The 22,619-nt window shown below is 43.0% G+C and carries 15 protein-coding genes and 1 tRNA gene; 11 read left to right on the forward strand and 5 right to left on the reverse strand.

Annotated elements, in window-relative coordinates; all coding sequences use genetic code 11:
- The first annotated feature begins 216 nt into the window (after positions 1 to 216).
- Positions 217 to 2,505, forward strand: a complete 2,289-nt coding sequence (gene nrdA / locus RTL34_RS05155; protein ID WP_312115128.1) for a class 1a ribonucleoside-diphosphate reductase subunit alpha — start codon at positions 217 to 219, stop codon at positions 2,503 to 2,505.
- A gap of 196 nt (positions 2,506 to 2,701) precedes the next feature.
- A complete protein-coding gene (locus tag RTL34_RS05160) occupies positions 2,702 to 2,878 on the forward strand; it encodes a hypothetical protein (protein ID WP_180949365.1) in 177 nt (58 codons plus the stop codon).
- Here the strand turns inward: RTL34_RS05160 and RTL34_RS05165 are convergent.
- On the reverse strand, positions 2,875 to 4,638 hold the full coding sequence (locus tag RTL34_RS05165) for a mechanosensitive ion channel family protein (RefSeq protein WP_312115131.1): 1,764 nt from the start codon (positions 4,636 to 4,638) through the stop codon (positions 2,875 to 2,877). The two genes, RTL34_RS05160 and RTL34_RS05165, sit on opposite strands and share 4 nt — an antisense overlap.
- A gap of 202 nt (positions 4,639 to 4,840) precedes the next feature.
- On the opposite strand from RTL34_RS05165, the gene RTL34_RS05170 reads away from it, so the two are divergent.
- On the forward strand, positions 4,841 to 5,278 hold the full coding sequence (locus RTL34_RS05170; RefSeq protein ID WP_036601311.1) for an HIT domain-containing protein: 438 nt from the start codon (positions 4,841 to 4,843) through the stop codon (positions 5,276 to 5,278).
- Positions 5,279 to 5,317: 39 nt separating this feature from the next.
- Positions 5,318 to 6,667 carry an adenylate/guanylate cyclase domain-containing protein gene (locus RTL34_RS05175; protein ID WP_312115138.1) on the forward strand — a complete coding sequence of 450 codons (1,350 nt, stop codon included), beginning with the start codon at positions 5,318 to 5,320 and terminating at the stop codon, positions 6,665 to 6,667.
- A gap of 124 nt (positions 6,668 to 6,791) precedes the next feature.
- On the opposite strand, the gene RTL34_RS05180 is transcribed toward RTL34_RS05175, so the two are convergent.
- The 4 genes from RTL34_RS05180 to recJ form a co-directional block, all read right to left on the reverse strand.
- Positions 6,792 to 9,029: an NADP-dependent isocitrate dehydrogenase gene (locus RTL34_RS05180; RefSeq protein WP_312115141.1), complete on the reverse strand. Its 2,238-nt coding sequence runs from the start codon at positions 9,027 to 9,029 to the stop codon at positions 6,792 to 6,794.
- Positions 9,030 to 9,411: 382 nt separating this feature from the next.
- On the reverse strand, positions 9,412 to 10,452 hold the full coding sequence (locus tag RTL34_RS05185) for a TerD family protein (protein WP_312115143.1): 1,041 nt from the start codon (positions 10,450 to 10,452) through the stop codon (positions 9,412 to 9,414).
- Between the two features lie 52 nt (positions 10,453 to 10,504).
- Complete coding sequence (locus tag RTL34_RS05190; RefSeq protein WP_188874982.1) at positions 10,505 to 11,590, reverse strand: helix-turn-helix transcriptional regulator; 1,086 nt, start codon at positions 11,588 to 11,590, stop codon at positions 10,505 to 10,507.
- A 247-nt stretch (positions 11,591 to 11,837) separates the two neighbouring features.
- The gene (gene recJ, locus RTL34_RS05195) at positions 11,838 to 13,616 is read right to left on the reverse strand and encodes a single-stranded-DNA-specific exonuclease RecJ (protein ID WP_312115146.1); all 1,779 of its coding nucleotides are present in this window, start codon (positions 13,614 to 13,616) and stop codon (positions 11,838 to 11,840) included.
- 342 nt (positions 13,617 to 13,958) lie between these two features.
- Here recJ and RTL34_RS05200 point away from each other — a divergent pair, with 342 nt between their 5' ends.
- The 7 genes from RTL34_RS05200 (at position 13,959) to RTL34_RS05230 (ending at position 22,563) form a co-directional block, all read left to right on the forward strand.
- Entirely contained in the window at positions 13,959 to 14,447 is a 489-nt protein-coding gene (locus tag RTL34_RS05200; protein ID WP_312115148.1) for a hypothetical protein, read from the forward strand.
- A gap of 260 nt (positions 14,448 to 14,707) precedes the next feature.
- Positions 14,708 to 16,546, forward strand: coding sequence for a TonB-dependent receptor domain-containing protein (locus tag RTL34_RS05205; RefSeq protein ID WP_312115151.1), 1,839 nt, complete (start codon positions 14,708 to 14,710; stop codon positions 16,544 to 16,546).
- Between the two features lie 284 nt (positions 16,547 to 16,830).
- Entirely contained in the window at positions 16,831 to 18,087 is a 1,257-nt protein-coding gene (locus RTL34_RS05210) for a two-component system sensor histidine kinase NtrB (protein WP_312115153.1), read from the forward strand.
- Between the two features lie 108 nt (positions 18,088 to 18,195).
- Positions 18,196 to 19,974, forward strand: coding sequence for a sigma 54-interacting transcriptional regulator (locus RTL34_RS05215; protein ID WP_312115155.1), 1,779 nt, complete (start codon positions 18,196 to 18,198; stop codon positions 19,972 to 19,974).
- Entirely contained in the window at positions 19,971 to 20,954 is a 984-nt protein-coding gene (locus RTL34_RS05220; protein ID WP_312115157.1) for a serine/threonine-protein kinase, read from the forward strand. Before RTL34_RS05215 ends, RTL34_RS05220 begins: the two co-directional genes overlap by 4 nt.
- A gap of 111 nt (positions 20,955 to 21,065) precedes the next feature.
- Positions 21,066 to 21,150 (forward strand) — tRNA-Leu (locus RTL34_RS05225).
- A 261-nt stretch (positions 21,151 to 21,411) separates the two neighbouring features.
- Positions 21,412 to 22,563 carry an AAA family ATPase gene (locus RTL34_RS05230; RefSeq protein ID WP_312115159.1) on the forward strand — a complete coding sequence of 384 codons (1,152 nt, stop codon included), beginning with the start codon at positions 21,412 to 21,414 and terminating at the stop codon, positions 22,561 to 22,563.
- The last annotated feature ends 56 nt before the right edge of the window (positions 22,564 to 22,619 follow it).

Consider the following 22,619-nt stretch of genomic DNA (forward strand, 5'->3'; position numbering starts at 1 on the left):
TTTTGCAAAACCTTGCAATAATACGGCAATGACTTTGCAATGCTACATAAGTGATGTGGCTTTGGCTCAAAAGCGGTCGTTAAAAGCGGCCCACACACTCACTATACTTTCGGTTAGCTGTTTTACTTTGCATTTTTATCTCACCCCCTCTCACTCAGCGCCTTTTTAATACATACAGATATGACGTTGATAAACAGGTAAAAAAAGGAACGTATTATGACTCGTACTGAAGACATCCTCGTACAAAAACGCGACGGGCGTTTGGAAAAAATTGATTTGGATAAGATTCACCGAGTCATCGAGTGGGCAGCAGAAGGGCTTGATAATGTGTCTGTCTCACAAGTAGAAATCAGCTCACATATCCAGTTTTATGACAAAATCACTACCAAAAGCATCCATGAAACCATCATTAAATCAGCCGCGGATTTGATTTCTGCAACAACGCCTGATTATCAGTATTTAGCTGCGCGATTGGCAATTTTTCATTTACGCAAAATCGCGTTTGGTCAGTTTGAACCGCCGCATTTATTTGACCATGTCACCAAACTGACCCAAGAAGGTCGTTACGATGCCCATATTTTGCAAGACTTTAGCAAAGAAGAATTTGATATACTCAATGACTATATTGACCACAACCGTGATTTAAGCTTTGCGTATGCCGCCGTAAAACAAATGGAAGGCAAATATTTGGTGCAAGACCGCGTGACCAAACAAGTCTTTGAAAGCCCACAATTTTTGTATATGCTCGTCGGCATGTGTCTGTTTGCCAGTTACGACAAGCAATATGATAAGGCGGCGCGATTAGATTATATCAAGCGCTTTTATGACACGACTTCTACTTTCAAAATCTCACTGCCAACGCCAATCATGTCGGGCGTGCGTACCCCATCGCGTCAATTCAGCTCATGTGTACTCATTGAATGTGATGATAGCTTAGACAGTATCAATGCCACCACCAGTGCCATCGTGCGGTATGTGTCACAGCGTGCCGGTATTGGTGTCAATGCGGGTCGTATTCGCGCATTAGGTAGCCCAATTCGTGGCGGTGAAGCGCAGCACACTGGCTGTATTCCTTTTTACAAACTATTCCAAACTGCGGTCAAATGCTGCTCACAAGGTGGCGTGCGCGGTGGTGCAGCGACCTTGTTCTACCCGATTTGGCATTTGGAAGTGGAAAATCTGCTAGTGCTCAAAAACAACCGCGGCGTGGAAGACAACCGTGTTCGCCACATGGATTACGGCGTGCAAATCAATAAAACCATCTATCAACGTTTGATTAAAAATCAAAACGTGACCCTGTTTTCACCATCGGATGTGCCAGGTTTATATGATGCTTTTTTTGCCGATCAAGCCGAGTTTGAGCGTTTGTATGAGCAATATGAGCAAGATGAATCCATTCGCAAACGCAGTGTGCCCGCGCAAGAGTTGTTTAGCTTGATGATGCAAGAGCGTGCCAGCACGGGTCGTATCTATGTGCAAAACGTGGACCATTGCAACACCCACAGTCCGTTTGACCCAACTGTCGCGCCAATTCGCCAATCGAATCTGTGTATGGAAATCGCGCTACCGACCCAACCCCTTGACAACATCAATGATGAAAGCGGTGAAATCGCCCTTTGTACGTTATCAGGCATTAACTTGGGTGAAATCAACCAATTAGAAGACATCAAAGAGCCAGCGGAACTCATCGTACGCGCGCTAGATGCCTTGCTTGACTACCAAGACTACCCGGTCATCGCTGCTAAAAATGGCTCTATGAAACGTCGCACGCTGGGTATTGGTGTCATCAACTACGCCTATTATCTTGCCAAAAATGGTACCAAATATTCAGATCCTACGGCGCTCGGTTTAACCCATCGCACTTTTGAAGCCTTACAGTATTATCTGTTGGTGGCGTCAAATAAACTGGCTAAAGAGCAAGGCGCGTGTCCTGCATTTGGCGATACCACGTATTCACAAGGTATTTTACCGATTGATACGTATAAAGCAGATATTGACGCGATTTGTAATGAGCCGCTACAACTCGACTGGGAAGCACTGCGTCACGATATCAAAACCCACGGACTTCGCAACTCAACCTTGACCGCCTTGATGCCATCAGAAACCTCTAGTCAAATTGCTAACGCAACTAATGGCATTGAGCCACCTCGTGGTCTGGTATCTGTGAAAGCGTCAAAAGACGGTATTTTAAAACAAGTGGTGCCTGAGATTGATAAGCTCAAAGATCAATACGAGCTATTATGGCAAATGCCAAATAACAAGGGTTATTTGAGTCTTGTGGCGATTATGCAAAAATTCATTGATCAAAGTATCTCAGCGAATACCAACTACGACCCAACCAAGTTTGAAGATAGCCGTGTACCGATGAAGGTGATGATTCAAGACTTGTTGATGGCGTATAAATTGGGCGTTAAGACGCTGTACTATCATAACACCCGTGACGGTGCAAATGATGCCCAAGACGACCTTGAAAATGGCTGTGCTGGCGGTGCTTGTACTTTATAAGAGAGTATTTAGGGATAATACTGATGGATTATCCCTAGTTTTTTATTCAGTGATTTATCTTTTGTAAATACAAATAAAAATGGCATAACCCATTAAATTGATTACTTAAATTATTTCGATGTAACATCTAGGCTTTTATGATTAAAAGCCTAGAAATTTTCATTGCATGGATTTTTATTACATAGGATGTTTGAACTTGAAAAACCCATTAATTGTTTATGCCATTTTAGTGATGAACCTTACCTCGTGTGCTTCTTTGCCGCAAACATACGACAGTCCGATTCCTGTCTATGTTGACTTGGGTGATGCCACACCTGCCACCACCCTGCCCAATTCAAATTCAAAAGCCAATGCCAAAACTATGAGTCACTAAGGCTGGGTATCAGGCTTATCCGATTGTGCCAGTTTTTCTGACGCCGCTACTTTATCTTTGACGGGTACAGTATTAGCAAAATTTGAATAGGTAATATCAATCGGTTTGCCCATCATCACACGGCTGGTCGGTAACGCATTTTTGAGTCCCACCTCTTTCATCATCTCCGCGATTTTTAAAATCATATCGGTTTGTTTTTGATTAAAATCCATCGCGCCTTTCACATTAAGATAGCATCGTACTTCAATGAGATACGCGTCTTGCTGAGTACCAGAGATACGCACTTGATTCCACACACTGTTAGTGTCCGGATGATTGGTGATATAAATTTGTGTTTGCTCCATAAATTCACGTAATTTATCGATGTCGCTATCGCGCGAGATATAGAACACTTGCGAAAAATGAAACATGTCGCGCTGCGAGACATTTTCAATACTCATCGATGAGAAGTTACCATTGGGAATCGTTACCACCGTGCGATCCGTGGTGCGCAGACGGGTGGAGCGGATACCAATGTCTTCAACCGTACCTTCTTGCGTGCCAAAGCGGCAGTAGTCGCCCACATTCACAGGCTGGTCAGCAACGACCGATACACTGCCGACTAAATTTTCAACCGTTTTTTGTGCACCCAAGGCCAACGCCACACCACCAATCCCCAATGCGGCAATACCTGTGGTTAAGTCGTAACCTAGATTACCCAAAATCACAATGGTCGCAATCGCAATCAAAATCAATTTTACCACTTTTCGCAGCAGATTTAGGACAGATAGCCGCTCTGGATGATGGTTATTACTCGCATAGTTTTCTGCACGTTTAAAAATCAAATCCAAAATTCGTAAAATCAACCATACCATGGATACCCAAGATAAAATATCGGCAAGGTTGGACGCCATATTACGCACAACCAAATTAATACCCACCAAAATCATCGCTTCTTTGATAATCAGCGCCGTCAGCACCATTGCGGCAGGTACGACCACGCGCCCATCAATCGGAAATTGCTTTTCTTTATCTGGGTGGGTCGCTAGATAAATTCGCGTGATAATCATATATAAGATTTGGCTAATCAATAGACAGGCGAGATAAGTCGCTATCATGAGCGCAATCACTGCCGCAATATGCCCAAGACTATAGCCTTTAATATCTTTCTCAATCCATTGTTTGGGAATGTACTTTTCTACCAGTGTCGGCTGGGTAACGAGTGATAACGACGCCACTTCTTGCAAGGTTTGTCGTGAAATCAGCCAAATATAGGTGCCGTTAGATTGTTTGACACGCTGCATTAAGATATCAATACTCTTTTTGTCAGCGTCGGGATTGTTGATTTCCCCTACCTTATCGAGATTGGGCGCTAGTTTGTCATCGAGATTGCCGGTAGGGTCATTGCTAATTTGTAGCTGCTCGTTGATGCGTCCGCCGCTATCGAGTGCTGATTTTAAAGATTCGAGCGTGCCACTGGGGTCTTTGTTAGAACTTAAATCCACATAACGGCTGGCGAGCATCCAATCACTTTTTGCCAAGGCTTGAATAAAGCCTTGCACGCTACCGCGCGGGGTGTCACGCCCAAAGGTGTCTTGTGGGGTGGCTGTGCCGCTGGCGCTACTGGCTGATTTGCTGCTATCAGCCGCCCATGCAGCGGTGGGTTTGACACTGGTGATAACCACGAGTAAAGCAAACAATGCCATCATAAAACAACGGCGGAATAAAGATGCTGCATCAGCATGACGCTGATATTGATTAAGAGACTTTGACAACTGCATAAACTTTCCAAAATTTGTAAAACGCTCAGACATAGTTAGGCTAAATAAACGGCCTTGATTTATGTTTTAAGAAATCCTAAATTGCAATGCGCTTATTCTGAATAAAGTATTTCGTCTTGTAGGTATAACTGCTAAAATACGCGCATTATTTGATTTTATCAGTTTTAAATTCCAAAAACACTTTTAAATGCATTGAGTTATTATGTTTAATTTACATCCACAACTAGCAAAAGATACTTTTTTGGTGGGCGAATTTCCGTTATCTACTTGCCGCTTGATGAACGACTGTCAATTTCCTTGGTTGATTCTAATTCCGCGTGTACCCGGTATCAAAGAATTATATGAACTGTCCGCCAGTGACCAAGCCCAGTTTTTACGTGAATCCAGCTGGCTATCAAGTCAGCTTGCCAAAACTTTTCAAGCCGACAAAATGAACATCGCCGCGCTTGGCAACCAAGTGCCGCAATTGCATTTTCATCATATCGTGCGCTACCAAAATGACATTGCTTGGCCCAATCCGGTATGGGGTAATCCTGCCATCCCTTATACCCCTGAAGTGCTCAGCCATATGCAGCAGACACTGATGATGGCACTGCGGGGTCATCGTGATATGCCATTTGATTGGCAAATGAACGTCTAAAAAAAATTTTACTACGAGGCACGAGGTAGACAAACTAAATTGCGTGAATCCATTCAAGGTCTTTCGACCAATCTAAAAAGTCCGAAATTCATTGAACTGGCGGCATTTTTTATTTTATTGCTTACCTTAACCTCTCTTGATGTGCCGCCTATTTATCATACGCTCAGTATTTTGCTGTTGGTAGCAGGCGTTATTGTCACTGCTTTGAGTGTTATCCGGCCCCATCACTATATTACTTCGGCCAGCGTATTAACCCTGATGGCGTTGGCAACGGGTATGTTGCAGTTTAACTATATCCCAAGCCTTGCGTTATGGTTGTTGATTTTAATTCGCTTGATTTTTTCCAATACCAAATACACCGTTTCGTTGGTATTATTAACCGTAGCAGTAGGTCTACTTAGTCTGATATTCGCGCATTTTTTATTACCTGCCATTAGTTTGTCGGCCAAGCAAGAAGACATTTTAAATTTCGCCATTGTATTTACCGATATCTTGATTGTTGGTTATCATATTTGGTCCATGGTAGTTCGCTTACGCCAAAAAAATCAAATGCTTGCGCAGCAGCAGGCACGGATTGATACCTTAGTCAAGGTAACCAATAAATTAACCCGTTTTTTGCCGCCCCAGATTTGGCAGCCCATTGTCAAAAATAACACCAAGGTTGAAGTCATTAATCAACGTCGCAAGCTCACTATTTTGTTTTCGGATATTGTTGGTTTTACTGATTTGTCAGATCATATTAGCCCCGACCATTTAGCCAATATTTTAAATACTTATCTTGACCGTATGACCCAAGTGAGCCAAAAATATGGGGCGACCCTCGATAAGTTTTTGGGTGATGGGTTATTGTGCTATTTTGGTGATATGGGTGGTAATGACCGTGATAACGCGATTGCTTGTGCCAGTATGGCCATTGAGATGCGCCGTGAGATGGAAGTGCTGCGCCACCAATGGCGATTGCTCGGTTTTGAAGGGCTGCATGTACGTATGGGTATCAATACTGGGTATTGTTATGTCGGTAATTTTGGCAGCCGCAATCGTATGACCTATACCGTGGTTGGAAAAGAAGCCAATTTTGCCTCTCGCCTTGAATCTGCCGCGCAAAACAATCAAATTTTGATCAGTGAAAGTACGTTTAATTTAATTGGTCATGTCCATCATTGCCAAGCCGTGGGGCAATTTAAATTTAAAGGCTTTGAAGATGCCATGAATGTGTGGGAATTGCTTGAACCCAAAAGCGAATCTATGCAACAAACTGATTGGGTGGACTTCAGTTTACCTGGGTTTAACCTGCATTTAAATTTTCATGATATTCGTAATTATGATAAGAATGATATTACTAACCAGCTAAAATCTGCATTGGCGCTAGTTGAAGAAAAGCAAAAATAATGATATTGACGGTTTTTGCTCAGCTATATTCTTAGCTTAGCTATGTTTAACCATTTACCGACACTAAAAACCAGACACTAAAAAAGCCGAAGCATTCAGCTTCGGCTTTTTTTATACTATTGAACTAGGCATCAAATGAAGCCAATGCTTGGTTAAATGTCGCACTTGGGCGCATCACTTGGCTTAGCTTTTGTTGGTCTGGTTGATAGTAACCGCCAATATCTGCACCTTGACCTTGAACATCATTTAATTCAGCCACGATTTTGTCTTCATTTTCTGACAACGCTTGAGCAAGTGGTGCAAACTTGGTTTTAAGCTCGCTATCTTGGTCTTGGTTCGCCAATTCTTCTGCCCAGTATTTGGCTAGATAATAATGGCTACCACGGTTGTCGAGCTCACCGGTACGGCGTGATGGTGATTTGTCGTTATCCAACAATTTACCCGTTGCCAAGTCTAGGGTTTTTGCCAGTAATTTTATCCGTGGGTTGTTTTCCTTAATCCCTAAGTCTTCTAAAGATACCGCAAGCGCGAGCATCTCGCCGAGTGAATCCCAGCGCAAGTGGTTTTCTTCAACCAACTGCTCGACATGTTTTGGGGCTGAACCACCTGCCCCTGTTTCGTAAAGACCACCGCCTTCCATCAATGGAACGATTGATAGCATTTTGGCTGACGTGCCTAATTCTAGGATTGGGAACAAGTCAGTTAAGTAGTCACGCAAGATGTTACCTGTGACTGAGATGGTGTCCAAACCACGCGCCACACGCTCAAGGGTATAACGCATCGCACGAACTTGAGACATGATTTGGATATCTAGACCTGCGGTATCATGCTCTTGTAAGTATTTTTTCACTTTTTTGATAAGTTCATTTTCATGTGGGCGGTATGGGTCAAGCCAGAAGATAGCTGGCATGCCTGAGTTACGTGCACGCGTCACTGCCAGTTTTACCCAGTCACGAATTGGCGCATCTTTGACTTGACACATACGCCAAATATCACCTTCTTCAACATTTTGTGACATCAATACTTCGCCTGTCTCAATGTCAGTGATATTGGCAACGCCTGCCTCTGGGATTTCAAAAGTTTTGTCGTGAGAACCGTATTCTTCCGCTTTTTGTGCCATTAAACCTACGTTTGGTACAGTACCCATGGTCGCTGGGTCAAAGTTGCCGTGCCATTTACAGAAGTTGATGACTTCTTGGTAAATACGGGCAAAGGTTGATTCTGGCATCACTGCTTTACAGTCGTAAGGCTTGCCATCGGCTGCCCACATTTTACCACCATTACGAATCATCGCTGGCATTGAGGCGTCTACAATGACGTCATTTGGCGAATAGAAGTTATCGATTCCCTTCGCTGAGTCCACCATCGCCAATGCGGGGCGATGTTCTTGACAGGCATGCAGGTCACGGACGATTTCTTCACGGATAGTAGTCGGTAAGGTTTCGATTTTTTCGTATAGTCCTGCCATACCGTTATTAACATTAATACCTAGTTCGTCAAAGGTTTTGTTCCATTTTTCGAAGGCATCTTTGTAATATACTCTCACGCAGTGACCAAATACGATAGGATGCGATACTTTCATCATCGTGGCTTTAACGTGTAGAGAAAACAGGATTTTACCTTCACGGCAATCTTCTAGCTCTTTTTCATAAAACTCGATTAAGGCTTTTTTGCTCATAAACATTGAGTCAATCACTTCACCGTCTTGTAGCGCAACTTCAGGTTTTAACACCAAAGCTTTGCCACTATTGGTGATGAGCTCCATTTTGACTTTACGCGCTTTATCAAGGGTCATTGATTTTTCACCATGGTAAAAGTCACCTTCTTCCATGTGAGAGACGTGGGTTTTTGACCATTGTTTCCATTCACCCATTGAATGTGGGTGTTTTTTGGCATAGTTTTTTACGGCAGCGGGGGCACGGCGATCGGAGTTACCTTCACGTAATACGGGATTTACCGCAGAACCTAAACATTTACCATAACGGGCTTTGATGGCTTTTTCTTCGTCTGTGGTTGGGTTTTCTGGGTAATTAGGAATGTTGTAGCCTTTGGCTTGTAACTCTTCAATACATTCTTGCAGCTGAGCCACTGAGGCACTGATATTAGGCAATTTGATAATATTGGTGTCTGGGTCTTGGGTCAACCGACCAAGCTCAGCAAGATTGTCGGTCACTTGTTGTTCTGGGGTCAGGTAGTCGGAGAACTCTGCCAATACACGCGCGGCAACGGAAATATCGGTTTTAGTGATTTCAACGCCAGCAGGCTTGGTAAATGTTTCAATAATAGGAAGTAGTGAATAAGTCGCCAGTAGCGGTGCTTCGTCAGTTAAAGTATAGATAATATTTGACTTTCCACTAGCCATAGAGAACCTCTTTTATATGAATGTTAATTGAGAGACTAGATAATGCATCTAGCAGCGTGAGAAATTTCACAGTAAGTATTACTAATTAGGGGATAAAATGTGATTGACCATTTTAAACGCAAAGTATACGGTTACCGCATAATGAGTCAATAATGTATCTAGGAATACCTATATTTAGGAGAAAAATAATGCAGATGCGATGTATCCCTATCGATTAAGACAATCCCTTTTTTTTCCTAGTGTACCACAGTATCACGGTGGCGAATATATCCAATCACTGACAGTCGCTATAGCAACGTCGTCAAATGTATAAATTTTTGGCTTTAAAATTGCTTCGTTATTTTACCTCTGAGAAACAATAAGTTTACACTACATCCCCCAATCATCTCGCCGTACGTACCAATTTTTCACTCACTTCTTTTTCAATTAGTGCCATCTTATTATTATCTAAAGGTTGATGCTCGGTATTATAGCGCCAGCTATCGGCAAAACGGGTAAGACTGGCAAACCATAAGGCCTTAGTATCAGTCGGCAGTTTGGTAAAAGCTAATTCACTAATCACATTACCTTCATCATCACTGAGCTGACAAGACGCTTCTTTCGCTTTGCTAAGCGCATAGCCGTGATAAGATGACACAATCATAACCACATGAAATACTTGGGGCGGAAGCTTACTTAAAAAAAGCACCATACTTTCTTGATTGAGGTTGGCATCATTGACCTTGGTGCTTTGATTGTTGTCAGCGTCTTCTTTGCGGTCATCGATAGCGCTAAATGGCTTTTTGCCCAATAATTCATCGCCTTGATGACGCACTGATTGCGCTTTATCACGGACATTTTTGAACCAGACAGTTTCGATTACCTCGCCATATCGGTTACAAAGCAAGCAGGATAAGTCTATATCCATGGCTTGCGTGCGTTTTTTAAATTTATTATAAAGCCCAGATTTTGGCATCTGCGTTTTCTGCCATTGCACGGTAAAATACCACTGCTTGAGTACCACATCCATATGCTCGACGGCTATACCTGAAGCTGTTTTATCATCTTCAAGCTGATCGTCTTGGGTGATTGCTAGCTGATGACTTTTTTGCAAAATCTTGTCATCAGTCATGGGGTTTATTGTTGGCGCTTTCTGTAGCGGCAAGGTGCCTGACACTACTGTCTCATTGGTGTTTTTATCGGTCAAATTGGGTGAGTTGACAGGCGCTATTATTTCAACCGCTGGGTCAGCAAACTGCGCCGAAATAATCTGGTAGGTCTCTGTGGTAGTGCTGGGTGTCAGATTGTCAGGCGATTTGGCAGATGTGATAGGTGAATCATCCGTCAAATCACTGTATAAAATCGTGGTTTTTAGCTTACTAGGCTGCTGTGTGTTGGTGTCGGTAGCAGTGGGTTCAAGGGTGTTATTATTAGCATGTTTCATAAGATTCTCGAAAAATTGGAAAAAGTAGTTAGCTTGTTTGGGCGTTTGTTAGTTATTCGTTTATTGTTTGGATGGTGGGTTGTTGATTAGGCGCTTGTTGGTTTGGAGTTTGGGTTTCAAAGACGGCGATTGATAAAATCTCAGGCTCGATTTTTCGCAGTCCTTTACCAAAACCACGTAGCCACCATACTAGCTGAGAGGTCATGTTTACTGTGGCTGTGATATGCAATCCTTCGTCATCTTCCCAGCTTTGCTGGTCGGTTGATAAGGGGCTTTCAAGTAAACTTGCCCCCGATAACGGATGAAACAATAAACGCACTTGCTGTATGGGCGGCTCGTGGTTGTTTTTTTCGCTTTCAGGCATGAGTTTTTGGAACAACGGATAATTAAACCCCATCGCGCCTGTATTGATGTAATTGTCTAAATTAAAATCTTTCGGGGTTTGCGCGTCGCTTGCGCTCACTTCCGCACTCTCAAAACGGTGCAAAGCAAATTGGCGCACATCGTCAGAGGCTCTGTCGGTTCGCGAGGCAATCAAGTAAATCACCACACCACGCTGCACAATGGCTAGCGGATTTAAGGTGTATTTTTGCGCTTCCTCTCGCCCGCGCGCTTTATAACAGGCGATGAGTTTTTTATTTTGAAACAATGCGTCATAGACAGCGTCTTTGGCGGCTGGATTGACCGATGGCGGGATGAGCGGTTGATTGGCGGACAGGATACGCACTCTATCAAGCCAAGTATTTGCCACTTTGCTTTCTTTGAGTTGCCGATTCGCTAGGTCAAACCAAGGAATCAATTCATCCAAAATAGCCGGGGGTAATAGCTGGGTCAAATTATGGCGCATCATACTAAACGCCACTGCTTGCGACAAATTCATGTGCGGCAAGCTTTGCATCGGTGCATCTTCACGCCAGCGCCAACCTTGTGGATTGGTGTTGTTTTTTTCAATCGGAAAACGCGTTGCCAAAGCGTTTAAATCTCGCTGAATGGTTCGCAAACTGATATCAAAACCCATCAAATCAAGCTGTTCTTTGATATGGGTGGTACCGAGCCAACGTTTGCGATCCAGCTGTGACAGGATTTGCCATTGCCGAGCCGTCGTTGCGGTTGCATTGTTGGCAAGCGATTTACTCATGGCAATTCTCCATACGCAGGTAAAAGACAGATAGTTAAAAGGCAAGCGGTTAATAATAAATAATAGCCAGCTAAGCGCCAAAGCTTTATCAAGCTTTAAAAAATTAACACCTTGATACCTGCATAATTTATCAAAATTTAGCGCAATATAGGTGATAAATTATATTAACATGTCATTTTATGTCGTTTATCATCTTTATTGGGTGTTATGGTTATCAGATTGTGTATGAATCAGCAAAAACGCTTGTCTAGAGGAGTACACCCTTTTTTACCCTTAGCTGCAATTTAGTTTGTCCATTAAATAAATTTTTCTCAAGCTCATAGAGTAAATGCACTTTTGACACACTGCGATTGATAGCAGACAAAGCTATCGCGTCAAAGTCAACATTAAACCAAATCGCTTCGATAGTAAAAGGCACATCGGGATACGACAACCATAATTTTAAATGACGCTCTTTTAACACCCGATAATCTTGCACCACAAACACCCCATCAAATATCGGTGCCACAAACCCATGTCCCCAAATAGCCAACGTCTGCAAGCTATCTATAAAATCAACCGTGAATTCACCGGCTGTCAATTCGCCATCGCTATATAACGTCTCTGCAAATACCTCATCAGCCACCGCTGCAATTACCTCATCAAACGCTTTACAAAATGGCTCAAAGTTTTTCCGTTTGATTGTCAGGCCTGCCGCCATCGCATGCCCACCAAAGTGGCTAATGAGTTCGGGGTAGGTTTGCGCGACTGATTCAATGGCATCACGGATATGAATGCCTTCAATAGAGCGTGCGGAACCTTTGATAGCATCGTCATCTTCAATCAATGCTGTATCAGCAGGGGCAAACACGATAGCGGGCACATGGTAGCTTTCTTTTAATCTGCCTGCGACGATACCGATCACCCCTTGATGCCACTCATCTTGATACAAAATAATACTGCGTTTGCGCTGCGTTACTTGATTTATAGCACTTTGCTCAGATGGATTATCAAGCGTCCTTAATACACTATCGGCTTGTTGTCGCATGCCCTGCTCGACTTGGCGGCGCTCTTGATTGAGTTTATCAAGCTGATGCGCAAGCCGCTGTGCCTCCCCCCAATCATCGGTGAGTAAGCAGTCAATGCCAATTCGCATACTATCCATACGACCTGCGGCGTTGATGCGGGGTCCTAAAATAAAACCAAAATCTTGAGCCGTGATGTCGGCTACCTGCCGACTCGCCTGCTCCAACAATGCCAAAATACCCTCACAGCAACGACCTTGCTTGATGGCTTGGATACCTTGGTGCACCAAAATACGATTATTTTGGTCTAATACGCCCACATCCGCCACCGTGCCGAGTGCCACCAAATCAATATAGCGACTCACTTGGGTGGTGGATTTGTTGGCTTGGCGTCTGACTTTGGCAAGATTGCCTAGCACATAAAATGCCACCCCAACCCCTACCAATGATTTACTAGCAAAATCACAGCCCAGCTGATTGGGATTGACCACGGCATCGGCGTTTGGTGTCGCCTGCGTCGTCAAGTGGTGATCGGTAATAATCACCGTTAGCCCTTCGGCTTTGGCAAGTTCGACCCCCGCATGGCTAGAGATACCATTATCAACCGTGACAATGACATCAGGATGATAGGTTTCAATACCTAGCGCAACAATTTCTGGCGTCAGTCCATAACCGTACTTAAAACGATCGGGCACCAAGAAATCAACCTGCGCACCCATTTCACGTAACACCCTTACCATCAGTGCCGTGCTAGTCGCGCCATCGCAGTCAAAATCACCCACAATCAGTATTTTTTGCTGCGTATCAATCGCCTTGTCAAGCAGCGCCACTGCCTTGGTAATGCCTGTAAGCGAATTTGCAGGTAACATCTTATTAAAGGCGGTGTCTAAATTAGCCACATCTTGCACGCCTCGCCCAGCCAAAATACGTGCTAATGTCATCGATGTCTGCGCCAAGGGCTGTAAATCGCGGGGAATCTCGTCAATATGGGTCGCACTAAAACGGGGAGTCACAGTCAACATAAATTTATCATGGTTGTCAAATAAAGTAGAGAGAACAAACTAGCATAATGAGACTGAATAGGCAAAATTACAACAGCGAAACGGTGAAAAACATCTCATCAGCTTCCGTAGCTATTTGTGCGTTTTGCATATCGTAATAATGCCACTACAAACCATTAGCATTTTTTTGCAAAAAGATGCTTATTGATACGTTTACACTCAGTTATAATCAAACCAAAGAGTCCTCACTTACCATTAATGAAACAGTATCAATGACCATTAATGAATAATCATCTCTTGTTGCAAGCGTTTTGCAATACTACCTTTACTATTGATAATTGAAATTTTTTAGAAGGAAAAATTATGTCAGCAGAAAATTTGACCAAAACCATTGACCCAAAACTTGACTTAGAAAAAATCAAACGCGAATGCGAGGCGATGATTAAAAGTAAAGCTAAAATGTCTGCCGTAGCAGCAGTTGTCCCAGTGCCGTTGCTAGACGTTGCGGTTGACGCAGGTCTATTATCAAAATTGCTACCTGAAATCTCCGCTAAATTTGGTTTAATTGAACCCGCCCAAGCAGCGGTAGATTTGAACAACGGCGCGCAAATCAACCAACTAAAAGATAAAGCGGTGGATTTTGCAGGACTAGTGGTGACACGCAGTATCGCCAAAAAAACTTTCCAAGGCTTTGGTAGCCGTATTATCGCCAAGCAAGTCACCAAATTTGTACCGTTTGGTGGTCAATTAGTGGCGGGTACCATCGGTTATTTGATGTTTAAAAAAATTGCTGAAAATCACATCAATGAATGCTACCAAAAAGCTAAAAAATTACAGCAGCAAGCAAGCTAATTGTTGATATAAAGGCTTGTATTAAAACCCCTTTAGTTACTAAAGGGGTTTTTTATTGAAAAATTCTCAAGCTTTAATGAGCAATGACCAAGCGAAAGTAATAGCTTATGTAACGATATTTTTCTACAATGTGTCTTTAAACTATTTTTTTGGGTCAAGTTATGCGTCATACCTGTCAGACATCACTACGTTTTATCAAAAGGCCATTTTTTAATATCCATCCAATCACGCAAAGCGTCTTGGTGATTATTGGCATGTCCATGACTGGTGTTAGCGCTCATGCAGCGACTAGCGAAGCTGCTATTGGCGAAGCTGAAACGACTTTGCCGAGCCTTACTTTTACCACCACGGCAACCAAAACGCCGACGCTTGTCAAGAATACCATCGCCCAAACCACTGTGATTGATGAAGAACAATTGCAACGTTATCGCGGTCAAAGCGTGATAGATGTACTTCGTGGACAAGGTGGCATATATGTTACTCAAAATGGTGGGGATGGTGCGAGCAGTGGTGTCAGATTGCGTGGTTACTCCAATAGTCAAGTCTTAGTATTAATCGATGGGATTCGTTACAGCTCTGCAACCGCAGGTGGAGCAGCATTATCGCTGTTACCAGTCGACCAAATCGATAGAATAGAAATAGTTTATGGTGCTTCTGGCTCAAGTCTTTATGGCTCAGATGCGATGGGCGGCGTGATTCAAGTCTTTACTAAAGGTCAAAACGCCCAACAGTCTAATGTCGCATTGACTGTTGGCGGCGGCACAGAAAACAGCTATAAAGGGCAAATTACAGGACAACTGGTTAATTCTGCAACGACTTTAAGCCTTTCTACGGGTTATGAAAAGACCAATGGCATTGACGCGACGAAACCTTACGCTCAGTTCGGCATACATCATGCTGACAAAGACGGTTTTGAGTCCAAAAACGCAAGTTTGGTCGCCAAGCATAAAGTCAATGACAATGTTGAAATTGGAGCAACAGGATTATTTGCAAAATCCACTACAGATATTGATAGTGGTTCAGAAGTGCCAAACGCGTATGCTGACCAAAAAAACGCGGCTGTCTCAGCTTTTGCCGATTATCAACAAGATAAACTGTCTGCAAATATTAAATATGGTCAAAGTTATGATAAATCTACCACGTATGATGGTGCAGATTGGCAAACAGGTCGCCTAGACGATGTAATCAATACGACTCAGAAACAAGTAACCATACAGCTTGGCTATCAGTTGCCACTCGGTAAGCTTATCGGTGGTTATGAGAATTTAAAACAAGAAGTTGATAGCTCTAATGATTATGACGTGACTCACCGCACTATCAACAGTGAGTTTTTGGGATATCAGCTCGCTCAAGATAAATATGATGTGCAATTAAATGTGCGTCACGATGATAACTCACAATTTGATAGCAAGACCACCTACAATGTGGGCGGTGCGTATCGTCTTAGCCCCAACACTCGCATTGGTGCATCATACGCAACCAATTTTCGTGCCCCCACATTCAACGATTTGTATTGGCCAGGCTCAGAAAATCCCAACTTAAAACCTGAAACCAGCAAAAATGCAGAAATCTTTATTGAAAACAGCAATCATCATCAACACACACGCGTAACAGCCTACCAATCTAAATTTACCGATAAATTAGCTTGGGTAACCACCGACCCACTTACTTATGCAGGTCAAATGCAAAATATAGATAAAGCGGATATTAACGGTATTTCGTTAACCAGTGACTGGCAGTTAAATAATACTTTATTTGGTCTAGGTTATGATTATCTAGATACTGAAGATAAAAAAACGGGCAAAGAATTAATTTATCAACCCAAAAACAAAGGTATTGTTTACCTAGGCTATCAACAGCCAAAATATGACATTCGAACGGAGCTACAATACGTCGGAGAGCGTTATCGTGATGCCAACAATTCACAAACTCTAGACAGCTACACCTTGTTGAACCTGACTGGGAATTATTATGTCAGTCCCAACCTAACCATTAGCAGTCGTCTTAATAATCTCACAGATAAAGATTATGAGACCGTTTATGGCTACCGCCAAAAAGGCATTAATTCATTCGTCTCACTAACCTACCAATGGTTCTAAATTTTTATAGCTACAGTACATCAAAGGGCATAGATTTTATGCCCTTTTTTTATATGTCTTTTTTTAGCAATTACGTTTTAAATTTTGCACTATTTTGGTTCAAAATATATCATACTACAATCAACACTTTGCTATAAATGAGTGATTTTTTTATATTCAATGACTGATTTGCTGCCCATCATTCTATTATTTATCTGTTGTGACAATGATCCAAATATTGTCCAATAAGTTGTTGGCATTTAAATTGCACTTTAACCATTGCTCAAATTTGTGGTAGTTATCCAATGACCCATCCTACTTTTTTAAATAGTCTTGAATCCAACCAGACCCTGTTTGATGATATGTTCAACAACCTATTATCGGGATTAATTGTCGCTGACAGCAACTATGAGTGCGTCTATATCAATGCGACGGCTGAGCAGATTTTGTCAGTTAGTCAGCACCATTTACTTCATAAAAATGTTATCGATATTTTAACCCCCGCAAACTATGAAAAATTACTAACACAAGCACCAGAGCAATCGCATACGGATGATGACCCGATAACCCATAAAAAAACCAAAGCACAAATCAAATTGGCGTTGCAAAACCAATTTGAACATACCAAAAAAATGTACCAAGCCTTCATCCATCATGATTGCACCATTTTGGGGCTAAGCACCCAAGGGATTGGTGCACCATTATTGGTCGATTATGGGGTTTCCCCGTTAGAAACCGAGGCGGGTTTTTTCTATTTAATTGAAATTTGGGCAAAAGATCGCGAAAGTCGTATTCAACAAGAACAGTATCAAAATCACCAACATTTGATAACCCGTCAAATGATTCGCAGTATGGCACACGAAGTCAAAAACCCTTTAGCCGGCATCCTTGGGGCAAGCCAACTGCTTGAGAAGAATTTTAATCAAATCATGAAATCTGATGGGATTGTGCGCTATATTAACGACACCCAGGCGCAAAAGGTCGCCAATTATCTCAGTATCATCATGGATGAGACCAGACGACTCAATAACTTGGTGACCCAATTGCTGGGCGCGCCAAATTTGCCCAACTGGCAAGTGATCAACGTGCATGAGCCCCTGCAGCATGTGCTAACGTTGGCAGAGATACAAAACCCCAATATTAGTCTAGTCAGAGACTTTGATTTATCGTTACCAGAAATCACCGCTGATAAAGACCAGCTCGTACAAGTATTTATGAATATCGTCAATAATGCGATACAAGCGCTCAATGAAAACGACATTGTGTCGCCTAGCATCACGGTAAAGACCCGTATTCAGCACCAACAAACCATTGGCGATATACGACATAAAAGCGTATTGCGGGTTGATTTTATTGATAATGGCTTGGGCATTGATAGTGAGTTGTTACCGCAAATTTTTTATCCTTTGGTCACAGGACGCGCCAATGGTACGGGTTTGGGGCTGGCACTTGCTCATGACATTATTCAGCGCCATCAAGGGCAAATCAGTGTGACCTCTCAGCCAGGTGAAACCCTATTTACGATTTTTTTACCTTGGCAAATTCGGCAAATAACCAAATGACCAATTGATAGTTTAACCCTGATACACCACAGCATCATGACTGATCGGCTATGAATTTTCCAATCAATAATGTTTAAACCAATACAGTTTCCCATATAGGGTTTTTATATGACTTATACCAATAATAAAACGCCAACCACCGAGCCTATTGTTTGGGTCATCGATGACGACCAAGCGCTACGCATGATTTTAGAAGATACACTGACAGATAGTGGGTTTCAAGTGCAAACCTTTGGCAATGCGCAATCGGCGTGGCGGCTGCTACAAGATAGCGGGCAAGACAGCCAACCGAAGAGTGACAATAGTGCCTCCTTACCAAGCGTTATCGTCACCGATATTCGAATGCCCATGATGAACGGCTTGGATTTTAGCAGTAAAATCAAACAAGCCTTTGCACAAATTCCTGTCATCATCATGACCGCGCATGCCGATGTGCAGTCTGCGGTGGATAGCTATCAATCAGGCGCATTTGATTACTTACCCAAGCCGTTTGAGTTGGATGATGCCATTGCCATGGTGAAAAAAGCTTGCCTGCAAAGCCAGTCAAACCAAACACAAAAGCGCAGTAAGTCTGAGAACTACAACGACTCTCTGATTCGTGATGCACAGCAGCCGCCAGCGCAAAAAGTAGCAGTCGCGCCAGAAAAAGCCCCCACCAACCCATCGGGCATCATCGGGCAATCGATTGCCATGCAAAAAGTATTTCGTGCGATTGGTCGCTTGTCGCATATGCCGATGACAGTACTCATCACAGGCGAATCGGGTACGGGTAAAGAGCTGATTGCCAGTGCCTTACACGAACATTCGCCACGCAAATCCAAACCATTTATCGCCCTCAATATGGCGGCGATTCCGCATGATTTGATTGAAGCTGAACTATTTGGTCATGAAAAAGGCGCATTTACGGGTGCGACTACCACGCGCCAAGGGCGTTTTGAGCAGGCGCATGGCGGCACTTTATTTTTGGATGAAATCGGCGATATGCCTTTACCGACCCAGACGCGTTTGCTGCGCGTCTTGGCAAATGGTGAGTTTTACCGTGTCGGTGGTCTCAAACCCATTAAAGTCGATGTACGTATTATCGCAGCGACCCATCAAAACTTAGAAACCCTTGTGCAGCAAGGCAAGTTTCGTGAAGATTTGTTTTATCGGCTCAATGTCATTCGACTGGCGCTACCTTCCCTACGTGAGCGCCGCGAAGACATTCCGCTGTTAATCGATTTTTTTATGCAAAATATCGCCAAAAGTATGCATACCCCCACCAAAACCATCACGCCGTCTGCCATGCATATTTTGCAAAGCTATCATTGGCAAGGTAACGTGCGTCAACTTGAAAATACCTGCCGCTGGCTCAGTGTGATGACAACAGGGCAAACCATTCAGCCCAGTGATTTGCCACCCGAGATTTTACAAGCGTTTGAATCGCAAGATAGTACGCCTATAACTACGCGTGAGCCCAATACACATACGACACATAACTATCAGCCTGACACTCAGTTTGAGGCACCTGCTAGCGAACATCCGTCATCTTTGCCAGCTCCGAGTAACAGCCCCAGTGCTAGTGCTAATCTGAATGTCCATTCGAGTGAGCTGCCAACGCCTTTATCCGCTACGACGGTCGTACCGACCTTGCACGCCTCACAAACTGGCGCGACCGCAGATTGGATCACGCCGCTGCAAGTTTGGGCACAACAAGCATTGGCTGAAGGACAGTATGACATATTGCAAACCGCTTATCCGATGTTTGAGAAATGTTTGCTTGAAGTGGCACTTGCCCATACTGCTCAACATAAAGGACAAGCGGCTGACCTACTGGGTTGGGGGCGCAATACCGTGACCCGAAAATACCAGCAGTTGATTGAAGGTAGACTCGTTAAGCCATCATGATTGAGACAAGGTCAACTCACAAAGTACTGGTTATCATAAAAAATGGCTGTCAGTCGCTCGTTACTGACTTACAGCCACTATCAGCTTCAAATCCACTCAACCATACCGAGCTTTGGTACGGGGTATGGCATTCAACTCACTCCCCGCCTACTGCCGTTGTCGTTAAACAATTACTACCTCACTTTAATGCAACCAATCTCGCCCATTTTGAGCAGGAAATTAACGCCCTTCATCATTGCCAAAGCCTAGCGATTGACAGCACCCATCATACAAGCGGTATTCCCACGCTGTATGCTTCAAACCTTCTACCTGATACCCTCATCTTTGACCAACAGCAGCCGCAGCAATCTGTTAGTCCGTGTCTAGTCATGTCGTATCATCCAGGCGAGACGTTAAAATCCTTGCTGTATGCGCATGCTAAATTGCCAATACTTAATCTTCCGCAAAAAATGACCATTTTTTTACATAGTTGCCAAGTGGTCAACCGTTTGCATCAATTTGGGCTGATGCATTTGGATCTCAAACCCGCCAACTTTATTGTAAAACCCAATCTTGAAGTGGTGTTAATTGATTTTGGTCTGAGTGATTTTAGTTTTAGTGATATTGGTCTTGGCGATGCTATGGGGAAAAATGCCTCACTGAACTGCAAAACTTACACCGCTGGTACGCCTGCCTATATGAGTCCTGAGCAATTCACAGGACAGACTGTTGACAAGTTTAGCGACTACTATAGTTTGGGGGTGATATGGTACGAATTATTGATGGGATGTCTGCCTTTTATGGCAGATGATTATCCTGGTTGGGCAATCGCGCATCGCCAACAGCCCGTGCCTTTTTTATGCCCAAATCATCAGTTATCAGAATTTGCTTGCCAAGCTTGCCAGCCTTTTATTGACAAGCTGCTGGCAAAACGCGTGGAAAACCGTATTAGTAACTTGGCAGATATTATCAATGCGCTAAAAATTTTACTTAACCAATAAAAAAATGCGTTTTTTTTAAAAAACCCCTTGCCAAAGCGAAAATTTTCTATATAATAGCCAACCACAAAGACACTGATACAAATATTGAGTCAACACTTTGAGGCAACTCATGGGGCTGTGGCGAAATTGGTAGACGCACTGGATTTAGGTTCCAGCGCCGCGAGGTGTAAGAGTTCGAGTCTCTTCAGCCCCACCACTCAAATCGGTATTAGTTAAATTAACCTGCCTCTTGCAGGTTTTTTTATGCCTAAAATTCCTGTCTATCTTATCTCACCATTGCTTACTGCCTTACTGTTAGCCAGTATGCTGCTCACTGTGTTGCTAAAAATTTTTTAACTAATTGCCAACTAGCTACTTTTTAGCTTGCATCTAGTATTAACTGCCCCATCTCTATAGTTAGCTTGTTTATTGCTAACTATGTTAATTTTTCTACTGCCTTTTATAAGCCTATATTCCTATGAAAATTTTACAATCGCCCTATTATCAGCCGCGAAAGCTGCTTAGCGCCTCCTCTGAGCCGCCCTATAGCGTTCAACTCATTGAAGATAACATCCAATACGCTAGCAAATATAACCCTTTTGAGTCGCTACTCGATGATATTTTCCCTGGGGTACATGTTGGCAACCATGATATGGTGATTCGCAAAGAACAGCTTAAAGATTTTGAGCGTTGTACCGATTTTACCACCGTCGCCTATTCGCATAAAAATAATACCTTGTATGAGCGTGAAGCTTGTTATTTTCATCCCAAATATGAAGTGTTCATGCTCACCAACGAAGATTTGTCCAATGACTATGACGAATATATCTTTGAATCAGGTCTGCTAAAAGTCGTCAGTATTTACTATATTTCGACCAATCCGCATTCGGCGGCGAGTGTCAAAAACGTGTTTGATGAGTACTTGCAAAAGTATGTGTCGCAAGAGGCTAAAGTATCTATTTTACTTAAAGAAGTCCATGGTTTTGTATTTAAAACCCATCGTATCAAGCCATTTCCCATCAATTTAGATACCATGTATCACGAGGATTTTCTGCCCGTGCATCAGCATATCAAAGAATCACTCAATCATGATGGTAAAGGCGTGGTACTGTTGCATGGCGTGGCGGGTTCAGGTAAAACTAACTATATCAAATGGCTAACCAGCCAAGTGCCTAATAAAAAATTCATCTTTGTGCCCACTACCATGATTGGGTATTTGACCAACCCTGAATTTATGTCACTATTGGTGGATAACAAAAACTCGGTATTAGTGCTTGAAGACTGTGAAAACTACATTGCCGAGCGTAGCATTGATAACGCCAATACCGATGTGGTATCGGCGATTTTGAACATTGCTGATGGTATGCTGTCGGATGTGTTGGAGTGTCAGTTTATCTGTACCTTTAACTCAGATATCTCGAAAATTGACCCCGCGCTGCTGCGTAAAGGTCGATTGATAGCTGAGTATAAATTCAAAGAACTGTCCGTTGAAAAATCCAACGCGTTTTTGGCATCGATTGATAAAGCTATCACCGTCAATAAACCGCACTCATTGGCAGAGTTAACCAACATGGATCATCTGTCCTATCGAGAGAAACCAGCAGAAAAACCCAAATTTGGTTTTGTATAACGTAAGCATCCGACCATTCCCTATTGTGGGGATTGCCAGACATGAGGTAGCAGCTC

The sequence above is a fragment of the Moraxella sp. CTOTU47915 genome (genome assembly GCF_031986685.1).
Taxonomy (GTDB): domain Bacteria; phylum Pseudomonadota; class Gammaproteobacteria; order Pseudomonadales; family Moraxellaceae; genus Faucicola; species Faucicola tetraodonis.

Excerpts from the sequence above, each read along its gene's own strand:
- nrdA (WP_312115128.1), top strand. The coding sequence starts at position 217 with ATGACTCGTACTGAAGACATCCTCGTACAAAAACGCGACGGGCGTTTG.
- RTL34_RS05165 (WP_312115131.1), bottom strand. The coding sequence starts at position 4,638 with ATGCAGTTGTCAAAGTCTCTTAATCAATATCAGCGTCATGCTGATGCA.
- RTL34_RS05170 (WP_036601311.1), top strand. The coding sequence starts at position 4,841 with ATGTTTAATTTACATCCACAACTAGCAAAAGATACTTTTTTGGTGGGC.
- RTL34_RS05180 (WP_312115141.1), bottom strand. The coding sequence starts at position 9,029 with ATGGCTAGTGGAAAGTCAAATATTATCTATACTTTAACTGACGAAGCA.
- RTL34_RS05185 (WP_312115143.1), bottom strand. The coding sequence starts at position 10,452 with ATGAAACATGCTAATAATAACACCCTTGAACCCACTGCTACCGACACC.
- RTL34_RS05190 (WP_188874982.1), bottom strand. The coding sequence starts at position 11,590 with ATGAGTAAATCGCTTGCCAACAATGCAACCGCAACGACGGCTCGGCAA.
- recJ (WP_312115146.1), bottom strand. The coding sequence starts at position 13,616 with ATGTTGACTGTGACTCCCCGTTTTAGTGCGACCCATATTGACGAGATT.
- RTL34_RS05200 (WP_312115148.1), top strand. The coding sequence starts at position 13,959 with ATGTCAGCAGAAAATTTGACCAAAACCATTGACCCAAAACTTGACTTA.
- RTL34_RS05205 (WP_312115151.1), top strand. The coding sequence starts at position 14,708 with ATGACTGGTGTTAGCGCTCATGCAGCGACTAGCGAAGCTGCTATTGGC.
- RTL34_RS05210 (WP_312115153.1), top strand. The coding sequence starts at position 16,831 with ATGACCCATCCTACTTTTTTAAATAGTCTTGAATCCAACCAGACCCTG.
- RTL34_RS05215 (WP_312115155.1), top strand. The coding sequence starts at position 18,196 with ATGACTTATACCAATAATAAAACGCCAACCACCGAGCCTATTGTTTGG.
- RTL34_RS05220 (WP_312115157.1), top strand. The coding sequence starts at position 19,971 with ATGATTGAGACAAGGTCAACTCACAAAGTACTGGTTATCATAAAAAAT.
- RTL34_RS05230 (WP_312115159.1), top strand. The coding sequence starts at position 21,412 with ATGAAAATTTTACAATCGCCCTATTATCAGCCGCGAAAGCTGCTTAGC.